General features: G+C 59.6%; 12 protein-coding genes and 1 tRNA gene. 6 read left to right on the top strand and 7 right to left on the bottom strand.

The window, feature by feature from the left end:
* Positions 1 to 18: 18 nt before the first annotated feature.
* The 6 genes from MRBLMR1_RS06680 to MRBLMR1_RS06705 form a co-directional block, all read right to left on the bottom strand.
* Positions 19 to 1,224: an ABC transporter permease gene (locus MRBLMR1_RS06680; RefSeq protein ID WP_500064008.1), complete on the bottom strand. Its 1,206-nt coding sequence runs from the start codon at positions 1,222 to 1,224 to the stop codon at positions 19 to 21.
* Complete coding sequence (locus MRBLMR1_RS06685) at positions 1,214 to 1,927, bottom strand: ABC transporter ATP-binding protein (protein ID WP_148144788.1); 714 nt, start codon at positions 1,925 to 1,927, stop codon at positions 1,214 to 1,216. Before MRBLMR1_RS06685 ends, MRBLMR1_RS06680 begins: the two co-directional genes overlap by 11 nt.
* A 13-nt stretch (positions 1,928 to 1,940) precedes the next feature.
* Positions 1,941 to 3,230, bottom strand: a complete 1,290-nt coding sequence (locus MRBLMR1_RS06690) for an efflux RND transporter periplasmic adaptor subunit (protein WP_148144787.1) — start codon at positions 3,228 to 3,230, stop codon at positions 1,941 to 1,943.
* Between the two features lie 230 nt (positions 3,231 to 3,460).
* A complete protein-coding gene (locus MRBLMR1_RS06695; protein ID WP_148144786.1) occupies positions 3,461 to 3,640 on the bottom strand; it encodes a hypothetical protein in 180 nt (59 codons plus the stop codon).
* Positions 3,641 to 3,798: 158 nt separating this feature from the next.
* Positions 3,799 to 3,924 carry a hypothetical protein gene (locus MRBLMR1_RS06700; protein WP_280518256.1) on the bottom strand — a complete coding sequence of 42 codons (126 nt, stop codon included), beginning with the start codon at positions 3,922 to 3,924 and terminating at the stop codon, positions 3,799 to 3,801.
* 142 nt (positions 3,925 to 4,066) lie between these two features.
* Positions 4,067 to 4,142: transfer RNA gene (locus tag MRBLMR1_RS06705), tRNA-Lys, on the bottom strand.
* Between the two features lie 198 nt (positions 4,143 to 4,340).
* Between MRBLMR1_RS06705 and MRBLMR1_RS06710 the strand changes: the two genes are divergently transcribed.
* Positions 4,341 to 5,087, top strand: a complete 747-nt coding sequence (locus tag MRBLMR1_RS06710; protein WP_148144785.1) for a cytochrome c biogenesis protein CcdA — start codon at positions 4,341 to 4,343, stop codon at positions 5,085 to 5,087.
* A 93-nt stretch (positions 5,088 to 5,180) separates the two neighbouring features.
* Positions 5,181 to 6,143, top strand: a complete 963-nt coding sequence (locus MRBLMR1_RS06715; protein WP_148144784.1) for an AEC family transporter — start codon at positions 5,181 to 5,183, stop codon at positions 6,141 to 6,143.
* Here MRBLMR1_RS06715 and MRBLMR1_RS06720 read toward each other — a convergent pair.
* Positions 6,120 to 7,322, bottom strand: a complete 1,203-nt coding sequence (locus MRBLMR1_RS06720; RefSeq protein WP_148144783.1) for a UbiH/UbiF family hydroxylase — start codon at positions 7,320 to 7,322, stop codon at positions 6,120 to 6,122. The genes MRBLMR1_RS06715 and MRBLMR1_RS06720 overlap by 24 nt on opposite strands.
* Before the next feature lie 301 nt (positions 7,323 to 7,623).
* Between MRBLMR1_RS06720 and pcsA the strand changes: the two genes are divergently transcribed.
* The 4 genes from pcsA to MRBLMR1_RS06740 all read left to right on the top strand — a co-directional run bounded on the left by pcsA (position 7,624) and on the right by MRBLMR1_RS06740 (position 12,126).
* Entirely contained in the window at positions 7,624 to 8,352 is a 729-nt protein-coding gene (gene pcsA / locus MRBLMR1_RS06725; protein ID WP_148144782.1) for a phosphatidylcholine synthase, read from the top strand.
* 165 nt (positions 8,353 to 8,517) lie between these two features.
* Positions 8,518 to 10,122, top strand: coding sequence for an ABC transporter ATP-binding protein (locus MRBLMR1_RS06730; protein WP_148144781.1), 1,605 nt, complete (start codon positions 8,518 to 8,520; stop codon positions 10,120 to 10,122).
* On the top strand, positions 10,112 to 11,200 hold the full coding sequence (locus MRBLMR1_RS06735) for an ABC transporter permease (RefSeq protein ID WP_148144780.1): 1,089 nt from the start codon (positions 10,112 to 10,114) through the stop codon (positions 11,198 to 11,200). The genes MRBLMR1_RS06730 and MRBLMR1_RS06735 overlap by 11 nt, the downstream gene beginning before the upstream one ends.
* Positions 11,200 to 12,126 carry an ABC transporter permease gene (locus MRBLMR1_RS06740; RefSeq protein ID WP_148144779.1) on the top strand — a complete coding sequence of 309 codons (927 nt, stop codon included), beginning with the start codon at positions 11,200 to 11,202 and terminating at the stop codon, positions 12,124 to 12,126. The genes MRBLMR1_RS06735 and MRBLMR1_RS06740 overlap by 1 nt, the downstream gene beginning before the upstream one ends.
* Positions 12,127 to 12,155: the final 29 nt, after the last annotated feature.

Genomic DNA, 12,155 nt, shown 5'->3' on the forward strand with positions numbered 1-12,155 from the left:
TGCCGGCAATTGATGCCATTATTCGTGGCGAAGTGCGTCGATCGGGTTGAGTTGTGCTGCTCGCCTTGCCGGAAAATATCCGAAGATCATGCCGATCGCCGCTGAAAACAGGAATGCGAGCAGGATGATTGTCGGGCTCGCGACAAACGGCACTTCCAGAAAACTGACGACGCCATAGGCCAGCGCCAGACCGGTGACGATGCCGGTGACGCCACCGAAGATCGACAACATCACGGCCTCCACGAGAAACTGCGTGAGCACCTGCTTTTCCAGCGCGCCGATCGCAAGCCTGATGCCGATTTCGCGGGTGCGCTCGGTGACCGAGACGAGCATGATATTCATGATGCCGATGCCGCCGACAAGCAGGCTGACGGCGGCGACCGCGCCGAGAAGACCGGTGAGAAGCATCGTCGTGCCGGTCATGGCGGCGGCGATCTGCGACATGTCGTTGACGGAAAAATCGTCGTCGCGGCCGATGGCGATGCGGCGGCGCTCCCTCAGAAGGCTCTCAACATCCGCCTGAACCTTTGCCGTCGACACGCCATCCTGCGCGGAAAGGACGATGCTCGATATGGTCGTCGTGCCGCCGATCCGGCGCTGGTGCAGCTTGAGCGGCATGATCACCGTATCGTCCTGATCGTCGCCCATGCCTGACTGGCCCTTGACGGCAAGAACACCGACGACCGGGCAGGCGACATTGCTGACACGGATGCTCTGGCCGACGGGGTCTGCTGCACCGAACAATTCCCTGCGTGTCGTCTCGCCGATGATGCAGGCGGCCTGGCTACCACGATCTTCGGTGGCCGAGAAATCCCGGCCGAGCGCCAGTTCCCAATCCTGCGCGATAAGATAATCGGCGGTCGTGCCGATAACGCTGGTCGAGCGGTTGGCGCCGCCGGCAATCACGGTCGCCGTTCCGCGGTTGACGGGTGCCACGGCGCGCAGGCCGCTCACCTGATCACGAATTGCCGTGATATCGCCATCGGTGAAGCGCTTGGCCTCTGTGCTTGCCCGGCCCGGTCCCCATTGGCCGGGGCGGACGAAAAGCGTGTTGGTGCCAAGCCTCGAGAGTTCGTCGCGCACCTTGGCGGTGGTGCCGTTGCCGATGGTGACCATGGCGATGACGGCAGCGACGCCGATGACGACGCCGAGCACAGTGAGGAAGGAGCGCAACATGTTGCGGCTGATGGCGCGCCAGGCAAGCTTTGCCGTCTCAAACCACATGGGCAGCCTCCCTGGCCTGGATTTCATCGCTGACGAGATGACCGTCGACGAAACGCAGGAGGCGTTTCGCATAGGCGGCGATATCCTCTTCATGGGTGACCATGATGACGGTGATGCCGTTTTCGCGATTGAGCCTGGTGATGAGATCCATGATCTCGCCGCTGGTCCTTGTGTCCAGATTGCCGGTCGGCTCGTCGGCGAGGAGCACGGCCGGGTCGGTGACGATGGCTCTGGCGATTGCGACGCGCTGTTGCTGGCCACCGGAAAGCTCCTGGGTCGTGTGGCCCTCGCGTCCGCGCAGGCCGACCTGTTCCAGTGCCGCCATTGCCCGCCGCCTTCGCTCAGCATGGTCCATGCCGCGATAGACCAGCGGCAGTTCGACATTTTCTACGGCCGAGGTGCGGGCGAGAAGATTGAAGCCCTGAAAGACGAAACCAAGCATGTGCCGGCGTAGCAAAGTCAGTTGCGCGCGGCTGAAGCCGCTCGTCGGGATGCCCTGGAAGATGTATTCGCCGGAAGACGGCAGATCGAGGCCGCCGATGATGTTCATCGCCGTCGACTTACCGGAGCCGGATGGCCCCATGATCGAGACAAACTCACCCTGCGCGATGGTCAGGTCTATCTTCTCGAGTGCGCGAATGGTCGCTTCGCCACGGCCATAGACTTTCGAAACCTGCCTGAATGCGATGAGGGGGGCTGTCATAGTCGATCTCCCGTCAGCGGCCACGCACTGTTGCTTCGGTGATCAACAGGTCGCCATCCTTGAGGTCCGGCGATTTGACGACGGTAAACTGGCCATCGGTTGCGCCCATTTCGACGGAGATGCGCTCAGCTGTGCCGTTGCGTAGAACCCAGACCGACCGGCTTGCAGCAGTTGCGTCACCGCGGGAACCGCGATTTCCACGTGGGCGGGGCGGGGAAAACAGGCGCGACAGAAAGCTGCCGCGCGGCTGCATGGTTGATGGCGGCGAATAGCGCAGCGCCGCATTGGGCACGAGCAGCGCGCCAGTCACCGATTGCACGGTGATATCCGAAGTTGCCGTCATGCCGGGGCGCAGGAGCAGGTCCTCGTTGTCGACCGTCAGGATCGCCTTGTAGGTCACGACGTTGTTGACGGTTTCGGAGGCGAAGCGGACGGATTCGATCTTTGCCGGGAAATGCCGATTGGGATAGGCATCGACCGAGAAACGCGCTTCCTGCTCCTCGCGGACCTGACCGACATCGGCTTCATCAACGGCGACCTGAAGCTCCATGTGTTTCAGGTCGCCCGCTATGGTGAAAAGCACCGGCGCATTGAGCGAAGAGGCCACGGTCGCGCCCGGATCAACGTCGCGGGTGAGAACGACGCCGTCGATCGGCGAGACGATCTTGAGCTTGGAGAGATTGATTTCGGCCAGGCGCAGGCTGGCTTCCGCGGAAAGGACGGCTGCCTCGTTGATATCCGTCGATGCGACCGCGGAATCATAGGCATATTTGGCGGCGTCGAGATCCTGCTGGCTGGAGATTCGGTTGCTGACCAGCGAGGTCAGCCGATCGAAGCTGATCTTTGCGGAGGCGGCTTCGGCCTTGGCCTTCAGAACGTTGGCCCTTGCGGAGGCAAGCTGGGCTCTGGCGCTCTGGACATCGGCTTCCTGCCTGTTGGTATCGAGTTCCAGCAGCACCTCGCCCGCCTTGACGGGGCTGTTATAGCTGACATTGACCTTGCGCACCGTGCCAGACAGTTCGCTCGATATGTCGACTTGGTCGGTCGGCTGGATCGAGCCTGTGGCGGTGACGATCACCTGCAGGTCACCGGTCTTTGCAGCTTGCGTCGTATAGTCGAACTGTTGACCGTCGCCGGAGCCGTAAAGATAGAAACCGAGGCCACCGCCTATCAGCACAAGACAGAGCACAAGCAGCCACTTGCCGCGCCCGCGCTTTTGTTTCTGGCCAGAGGTTGCGAGGATCGCGGCGAGATCCGGAGCGTCCGGCTTGCCGGAGGTGAGGGGATCGGTAGGGGCGTTCACTCGTGGGCCTCGTTTTTCATCGGTCTGTTTAATCTGCGACGGGCGAGCCGTGTGACCTACCTACGGGCGCAGAATCTTACGCGCTCCATGCCATGAAACACGCTTCGGGAGAAATTAAATAACCGTAAGTTGTCGGTTGGTGTCGCTCAAATGACCTGGATCAGGCTGGTCCAGAATCACTATGGCCGGGCTCTTGCGGAGCGCCGGCCATAGTCTTTCTTTGTGCATGTCTATTGCCTGCTGCTCGCTACGCCAAAACGTTCGGGCAGGAATGCCGTCTGCGTCTGTTCTCCGCTCAGCCGGTCGGTTTTTACCGGATTTCCGGGTTGGGGCGGTATCAACGCAGAGAAGATCGCCAGGCTGCCGGCAATAAGGGTCGCCAGGACGATCAACTCGGTGCTGCGTCTCATCTGGATTTCTCCTTGGTCAAAAGGAAAACTAGGCATCGAAATATAGCTCCCTCACGACAAAGCAGATTCGCGGCTGCGTCCGGGATCGGGAGGAAGGGGATGCCTTGCGGATGATTACGTGCTGTCGGTCCTGTTCCTGGCGGCTTTCGATCTGCCTGCTAGCTGCTTGCCGACATTTCGGCCGGCGTTGCCATGATCTGCTGCTCGCCGATCGAGCGATCCATATACTTGAAACCGAGGATGCTCAGAACAGAGGCAATAAGAACGACGAAAATAATCCGCATGGAAGTCTCCTTCGGCGGCAATAACACCACAACGAAAGACTTGTTCCGTCGAGTAAGGTTGGAAGACGGCATATCGTATTGAAGAATTGTATCGCGAACGGTGGGAATGTTACCAAAGACAGGGCAATGGAAGTCTTTCGAGTGGTGAGAGCACAGGGATTCGAACCCTGGACCTACTGATTAAAAGTCAGTTGCTCTACCGGCTGAGCTATGCTCTCTCACCATTGCGCCTCAGCGCCTTTCGAAAGTGCGCGATACATATGCAGGTCACATCTTGCGGTCAACCCGCAAAACGTTCAAAAAAATCGCTGTTCGACGCTTTTTCCATCGATTTCTGTCGATGCATAAAAGGTGATTGGCATTAAGCGGCAATCGGCGGTAGCGCCTCTGCCACATCTGATAAGCGGAGCAATCCAGTGTCCATTGCCGAAATATCCATCTTTACAGCGCTTCTGGCCGGGACACTGTCATTCCTATCTCCGTGCGTCCTGCCGCTGGTTCCGCCCTATCTCTGTTACATGGCCGGCATTTCTGTTGATCAGTTCCGCGACCAGGATTCTCAGGCCGCATCGCCGGCACGCAAGGCGGTGCTCACGTCAGCTTTCTTTTTCACGCTCGGTTTTGCCACCGTTTTCGTTATGCTCGGGGCCGGTGCGTCCACGGTCGGCGTGCTTTTGCGCCAGCATCTGGACCTTTTGTCGAAGATCGGCGGGCTGATCATCATCATCATGGGGCTGAATTTTCTCGGTGTGCTGCGGATAGGTTTTCTGTCGCGTGAGGCGCGGTTCCAGGCATCAGGTCAGCCTGCGACGCTTTCGGGCGCCTATCTGATGGGCCTTGCCTTCGCCTTCGGCTGGACGCCCTGCATCGGTCCGGTTCTCGGCGCCATCCTCGGCGTGGCGGCATCGCGCGATACGGTGGGCGAGGGGGCGGCGCTGCTCGGCATCTATTCGCTCGGGCTTGCCGTACCGTTCTGGATCGCGGCGGCCTTTTCAGGCGTTTTCATGCGTTTTATGACCCGTTTTCGTCGCCATCTCGGATTGGTCGAGAAAGCGATGGGCGTGTTCCTGATCGTTACCGGGCTTGCCTTCATCTTCGGCTTCGTCAGCTCGGCGGCGATCTGGTTCCAGGAGACGTTTCCAATCCTGATGCAGATCGGCTGATCGATCTGGCCCTTTTTGTTTCAACGCAATTCCGGACGCAAAACCGGTTCCCACTTTTGCTGGAATTGCTCTAATCGCGGATCAAAAGAGCGGATGGTCGATGTCGTAGCGCTGCTTCTGCCCTTCTTCGGCCTGATCCTGATCGGATATGTTGCGGCAAGAGCGACGGGGCAGCCTCTCGAGGCGCTCGGCTGGCTCAATACGTTCATCATATATGCGGCGCTGCCGGCGCTTTTCTTCAAGCTGGTGTCGCACACGCCGATAGAGCAACTGACGCGGCTGGATTTCATTTTTGGTGAGATTGCTGCGGTCTATCTGGTCTTCGCCGTCGCGTTCCTGATCGGCTTCGTGCTACGGAAAAACTCGTTCGAGGACTGCACGATCCAGGGCTTTACCGCGGCTTACGGCAATATCGGCTATATGGGGCCGGGGCTGGCGCTGCTTGCCTTCGGCGAAAAGGCGGCGGTGCCGGTGGCGCTGATCGTCTGCCTCGAAAATGCAGCGCATTTCATCATGGCGCCGGCGATGATGGCGGTGGCCGGAGACGACAAGCGGCAGCTACGCCTGATCGTCGGCTCGATCGCAAAGAAGGTCGCGCTTCATCCGTTCATCCTGTCCACGGCGCTCGGCTTTGCTGCGGCAGCTTCCGACCATCAATTGCCCGACCCGGCATTGAAACTCGTCGATTACCTGGCGCAGGCTGCGGCTCCCTGCGCGCTGTTTGCCATGGGCGTAACGCTCGCCTTGCGGCCGGTGAAACGCATTCCGGCCGAGCTCGGTTATCTCGCCGTGTTGAAGCTCGTGCTTCTGCCGCTCAGCGTCTATGTGGTGCTGTCGCTGGTCGGTGACTTCGATCCGGTTTGGATGCATGCGGCAATGCTGCTGGCGGCACTTCCAACAGCTGCCAATGTCTTCGTGATCAGCCAGCAATATGGCGTGTGGCAGGAGAGGGCTTCTGCAAGCATCCTGCTCATCACCGTCGGATCGATCGTGACGCTGCCGATATGGCTATATATCATCTCCAGCGGGATTTTACCGCCGGATCTGTTTCCCTAATTCGCGAACGAAATTCTTTAGGCTGCGTCCCGGCTCTACACCTTCCTGCATCAGTGCGTTGCGCAGGGGAGAGACGGCGTTGAGCACGTGCATGCCGGCTGCCCGCACCATCTGGACCGGTATCAGATCGGTCAGCAGCGAGCGGTTGAGAAGGTCGACGCTGACAGTGCGGCTCATCACGTCCGGGCGCCGGCGTCGATGGTAGCGGTCCCCGGCATCGGCCGGGATCGGCTGGTCGTGCTGGGCGGACAACAGATCCGCCAGCGTCATGCTATCGCGCAGCGACAGGTTCAGCCCTTGTGCGCCGATGGGCGGAAAGGCGTGAGCGGCTTCACCGATCAACGCGACGCGCCCGGCGCCAAAACGCTCGGCCATCATGCTCGACAGCGGCCAGGCCTGTGCCTTGCCTTCGACGGTGACCTTTCCGAGGATCGACTGCATGCGCGCTTCGACGATCGTCGACAGCTCTTCCGTCGGCAGGTTCGTCAAATGGGCGGCTTCTTCCGGCCGAACGACCCAGACGAGGCTGGAGCGCGAGCCGGGCAGCGGAACCTGAGTGAACGGCCCGCTTTCGGTGTGAAATTCGGTCGATACATAGCCATGCGGCAGGGTGTGGGCGAAATTCAGCACCACGGCGGACTGCCGGTAGGACCATTTGCGCACATCAATGCCCGCCGCTTCGCGGGTGATCGACTTGCGGCCGTCGGCGCCGATGACAAAGTCGGCCTCGATGACCTCGCCGCCATCGATCGCGATCGTCACCTTGTCAGCCGTTATAGCGACAGTCTCGACATTCGTTTCTATGCGGGTCAGGTTCGGTTCTGCAGCCAGGGCGCCGTCGAGAACCTCGGCCAGCGCCTTGTTGGGGATATTGTAGCCGAAGGCATGAAGGCCGATATCGCTGGCGCGGAATTGCGCCGGCGGCGCGCGCAGCAGGCGGTTGGTGCCGTCGAGGATCTGCATCACGGAGAGTGCGGCCGTGGCGGGCGCGATTTTCTCCCATACGCCGAGACGCTCAAGATAGCGCACGGACTGGTCCATCAACGCAGTCGTGCGTCCATCGTCGTGTTTCGGCGCTGCGGCGACGAGGCAGACTTTTCGGCCCGCACGTCCGAGTGCAAGAGCTGCCACCTGGCCTGCCAGGCCGCCACCGATGATCGCGATCTCGTAATGCTGCATTGTCCGCTTCCAATTCCTCAAGCATGTCGCATAAAACCGTGCAGCGGTTTTGCGCTGAAGACATGCGACAAATCAAGAATCTAAAGCGCATGAGCGAATCCGGAGGATCGCGACACGCTTTAGCCGGGCTCTATGTAGAGCTTCCGGAAGCTTCAATCCATGGGGTATAGACGATTGCTCTCTCATTGGCGCTAAGTGGTGTAAAACCCATGATAAAGGCGGCTGGCGGTTGCAATGCGCCGGAATTGGCAGCATACCCGAAGATCAAGCTAGAGGCGGGAAGTAAGAAAACGGGGCGCGCGTGTTCAGACGAATCTTCAATTATCGTGCAGTGCCCTATGCGGAAATCCGCGCCTTCTGCGTTCATATCTTTACCGCGTCCGGTTCCTTTCTGGCCTTTCTCGGTGTTGTTGCCGCGGCCGAGCATCGTTTCATCGACATGTTCTGGTGGCTGGGTCTGGCGCTGCTGGTCGATGGTGTCGACGGGCCGATCGCCCGCAAGCTCAACGTCAAGGAAGTGCTGCCGAACTGGTCCGGCGACATGCTGGACAATGTGATCGACTACGTGACCTATGTTCTCCTGCCAGCCTTTGCGCTTTACCAGAGCGGCATGATCGGCGAACCGTGGTCGTTCGTGGCGGCAGGCATGATCGTGGTTTCGAGCGCGATCTACTACGCCGACATGGGCATGAAGACGGATGAATACTTCTTCTCCGGCTTCCCGGTCGTCTGGAACATGGTTGTGTTTACGCTCTTTGTCATCGATGCAAGTGCAACGACCGCGATGATCGTGGTGACCGTTTCGGTGGTCTTGACCTTCCTGCCGATCAACTTTCTGCATCCGGTACGCGTCAAGCGGTTGCGGCCGCTCAATCTAACCGTCGGCGCCATCTGGTGCGCCCTTGGCGGCTATTCGCTGCTCCTGCATTTCCAGTCTCCAGACTGGGTCGTCTGGGGTGTGGTGATCAGCGGCATTTACCTCTATTGCATCGGTGGAATATTGCAGCTTTTTCCGAACCTTGGAAAATAGGCCAAGGTGACCGGCGAGCCGTTCTTTCATGTTGTGGAAGTCTGCAAAACCGGTATCAATATCAGGCGGCTGCCTTCTGACATGCGGAAGGTGGCCACTTCATTTTAAAGACGTAAACAATGCAGAGCTTCAACGGACGGCTCTGCATGATAAAAAGGGGGTTCCGTGACTTCTTCCGAGGGCGTTGAGGCAAGCCCGCTTCTGTCTGTCCGGGGGCTGACAAAGCTTTTCGGCAGTTTCGCGGCGTGCGATGCCATCGATCTCGATATCGGCCATGGGGAAATCCATGCGCTGCTGGGCGAAAACGGCGCTGGTAAATCTACGCTGGTGAAGATGCTCTTCGGCGTCTTGCAGCCGAGTTCAGGGACCGTTTCACTGGAAGGAAAGCCAGTGGTGATCCCATCGCCCGGCGAGGCGCGCCGTCTCGGCATAGGCATGGTTTTCCAGCATTTCTCTCTGTTCGAAGCGTTGACGGTGGCGGAGAACATCGCACTGTCGCTCGACCCGAGGACGCCTTTGGCGAAGATCGCGGAAGAGACCGCAACCATCTCCAAGGCTTATGGCCTGCCGCTCGATCCGTCTGCCCATGTCGCCGATCTTTCCGTCGGTGAACGCCAGCGCATCGAGATCGTCCGGGCGCTGTTGCAGAACCCCAAGTTGATCATTCTCGACGAGCCGACATCGGTTCTGACGCCGCAGGAGGCCGAGCGGCTGTTCGAGACGCTGATGCGGCTGAAGGCCGAAGGGCGTTCGGTTCTTTATATCAGTCACCGGCTGGAAGAGGTGCAGCGCATCTGTGATCGCGCCACCGTTCTGCGCCACGGCAAGGTTACCGGTGCTTGCGACCCCAAGCATGAAACGCCTGCCTCGCTTGCACGGATGATGGTCGGGACCGAAGTGGCTGAGGTGAAACGCGATAGCGCCAACACGCTTGGCGATATTCTGCTGCAGGTGAACAAGGTTTCGGTCGCCTCGCGTACGCCGTTTGCGGTTGCGCTCAAGGATATCTCGCTGAAGGTTCGGGCGGGCGAGGTGCTTGCCATTGCGGGCATCGCCGGCAATGGCCAGTCGGAACTGTTTGATGCCATTTCCGGCGAATATCCGATTGCTGACAATGATGGCATTGTCCTGCGCGGAAAACCTGTTGGTCGCCTTAGGATTAACGGGCGCCGTCTGCTCGGAGCGGGGTTCGTGCCGGAAGAGCGGCATGGCCACGCGGCGGTCTCGGCGCTTTCGCTTTCCGACAATCTGCTGCTGGCGCGAAGCCGGTCCGATAAAAAGGCATTTCTGGCCGGCGGACCTCTCGCCATCGTCAAGCGGGATGCGATCCTGTCTGCCGCACGACGCATCTGTTCTATGATGGATGTGCGCAAGAGTGGCGAAGACCCTGCTGCCGGCTCGCTTTCGGGTGGAAACCTGCAGAAATTCATCGTTGGCCGCGAGCTTGATCGACAGCCTTCCGTGCTGGTCGTCAACCAGCCTACCTGGGGTGTCGATGCGGGCGCCGCGAGCCGCATTCGTCAGGCGCTAGTCGATCTGGCAAAAGCGGGATCCGCCGTCATCGTCATCAGCCAGGATCTCGACGAGATTTTCGAGATTGCCACAACAATTGCCGTGATTTCGGATGGCAGGCTTTCGGACCCCTATCCTGCAGGAGAGCTTACACTTGAACAGATCGGCCTGCTGATGGGCGGCATCCATGACAGTCATTCCGGGGAAAAGTCTTCTGGGGGAGACCAGACCGGAATGGAGACCGCACATGCGCATTGAGCTTCAGAAACGCGCCAACACATCCATGCTGTTTTCGCTCCTGTCGCCGCTTCTGGCGCTGGCGCTGACGCTGATTGCCGGCGCAATCATGTTCGGCCTTCTGGGCAAAAGCCCGCTCAACTCGCTCTACATCTATTTCGTCGAGCCGCTGCTCGATGTCTGGTCGCTGCATGAACTGGCGATCAAGGCTGCACCGCTGATTTTGATCGCAGTCGGTCTTTCGGTCTGTTTCCGGTCAAACAACTGGAATATCGGCGCGGAAGGGCAGTTCACCATCGGTGCGATCACCGGTTCGATCCTGCCCGTGCTGAACCCGGAATGGCATTCGCCGCTGATCTTGCCGCTGATGCTGGTGATGGGAATGATCGGCGGAGCGCTCTATGCAGGTATTCCGGCGCTTTTGAAGACCCGGTTCAATACCAACGAGATTCTGACCAGCCTGATGCTGGTTTATATCGCTCAACTGTTCCTCGACTGGCTGGTGCGTGGTCCGTGGCGCGATCCGCAGGGTTATAATTTCCCTCAGACCAAAAGCTTCCAGCCGGAAGCGGTTCTGCCGGAAATCCTCGATTCGGGTCGCGCGCATCTCGGCATCGTCTTCGCGCTCATCGCTGCCGTGGCGCTGTGGTTCATGATGCGCTTCATGCTGAAAGGCTTTCAGGTCTCGGTGCTCGGCCAGTCGGAACGGGCAGGGCGGTTCGCCGGTTTTTCGGCGCGCCGGATGGTGTGGTTCTCGATGCTGCTTTCAGGCTCGCTCGCCGGGCTTGCCGGGATTTCGGAAGTCTCCGGTTCGATCGGCCATGTGCAGCCGGTGATTTCGCCGGGCTACGGCTTTACCGCGATCATCGTCGCGTTTCTCGGAAGGCTCAATCCGCTCGGTATCATCGCCTCGGGTTTCGTGCTGGCGCTCACCTATCTCGGTGGGGAGGCGGCGCAGCTTTCTCTCGGCATTTCCGACAAGGTTAGCCGTGTTTTCCAGGGGCTCATCCTGTTCTTCGTACTGTCCTGCGATACGCTGATCCATTATCGGATCCGTCTGATCGTCAATCCATCCGCCGCTCAAGAAGGAAAAAGCTGATGTTCGAAGCTATCCTTCTGACCGTCATCACCGCATCGACGCCGCTGGTCATTGCCGCTCTCGGCGAACTGGTGACCGAGCGATCGGGCGTGCTCAATCTCGGCGTCGAAGGCATGATGATCATGGGTGCGGTTGCCGCGTTTGCCACGGCGCAGCTGACCGGTTCAGCCTATCTGGGTATTCTCGGCGGCATCATCGGCGGCGGCATTTTCTCGCTGCTCTTCGGTTTCCTGACGCTGACGCTCGTTGCCAATCAGGTGGCGACCGGTCTGGCGCTGACAATCCTCGGCCTCGGTCTGTCGGGACAGCTTGGTGAAGCCTTTGTCGGTATGCCGGGCGTTCGCCTGCAGCCAATCGTCATTCCGCTCCTGTCCGATATCCCGTTCTTCGGGCGCGTGCTGTTTTCCCAGGACCTGATCTTCTACATGTCGGTGGCTCTGGTCTTCGGCATCAGCTGGTTCCTGTTCAAAAGCCGCGCAGGCCTGAAGATGCGGGCGATCGGCGACAGTCACGGGTCGGCGCACGCGCTCGGGATCAACGTGGTTCGCACACGTTATCTCGCCGTCCTGTTCGGCGGGGCCTGTGCCGGTCTTGCAGGCGCACAGCTGTCGCTCGTCTACACGCCGCAATGGGTGGAGAACATGACGGCCGGCCGTGGCTGGATCGCGCTGGCGCTCGTCGTCTTCGCATCCTGGCGGCCGCTCAGGGTTCTCGCCGGCGGTTATCTCTTCGGTGCCGTCGGCATCGGACAATTGCATGCGCAGTTGCTGGCGCAAAGTGGCGGGATAGCCATTCCGTCGCAGCTTCTATCCGCATTGCCTTATGTCGCAACTATTGTCGTGCTGATCATCATTTCGCATAATCGCCGCACGACGCTCATCAATACGCCGGCATCCCTCGGAAAACCATTTGTCCCCGATCGGTGACCACGTTAACGTTCATGTCATACTCCATC

The sequence above is a fragment of the Neorhizobium sp. LMR1-1-1.1 genome (assembly GCF_040675795.1).
GTDB classification, from domain to species: Bacteria; Pseudomonadota; Alphaproteobacteria; order Rhizobiales; family Rhizobiaceae; genus Neorhizobium; species Neorhizobium cellulosilyticum.

Bases quoted from the DNA above. Each gene is read 5' to 3' on its own strand.
- MRBLMR1_RS06695 (WP_148144786.1), bottom strand. From the start codon at position 3,640: ATGAGACGCAGCACCGAGTTGATCGTCCTGGCGACCCTTATTGCCGGC.
- MRBLMR1_RS06735 (WP_148144780.1), top strand. From the start codon at position 10,112: ATGCGCATTGAGCTTCAGAAACGCGCCAACACATCCATGCTGTTTTCG.
- MRBLMR1_RS06720 (WP_148144783.1), bottom strand. From the start codon at position 7,322: ATGCAGCATTACGAGATCGCGATCATCGGTGGCGGCCTGGCAGGCCAG.
- MRBLMR1_RS06740 (WP_148144779.1), top strand. From the start codon at position 11,200: ATGTTCGAAGCTATCCTTCTGACCGTCATCACCGCATCGACGCCGCTG.
- MRBLMR1_RS06680 (WP_500064008.1), bottom strand. From the start codon at position 1,224: ATGTGGTTTGAGACGGCAAAGCTTGCCTGGCGCGCCATCAGCCGCAAC.
- MRBLMR1_RS06715 (WP_148144784.1), top strand. From the start codon at position 5,181: ATGGTCGATGTCGTAGCGCTGCTTCTGCCCTTCTTCGGCCTGATCCTG.
- MRBLMR1_RS06685 (WP_148144788.1), bottom strand. From the start codon at position 1,927: ATGACAGCCCCCCTCATCGCATTCAGGCAGGTTTCGAAAGTCTATGGC.
- MRBLMR1_RS06700 (WP_280518256.1), bottom strand. From the start codon at position 3,924: ATGCGGATTATTTTCGTCGTTCTTATTGCCTCTGTTCTGAGCATCCTC.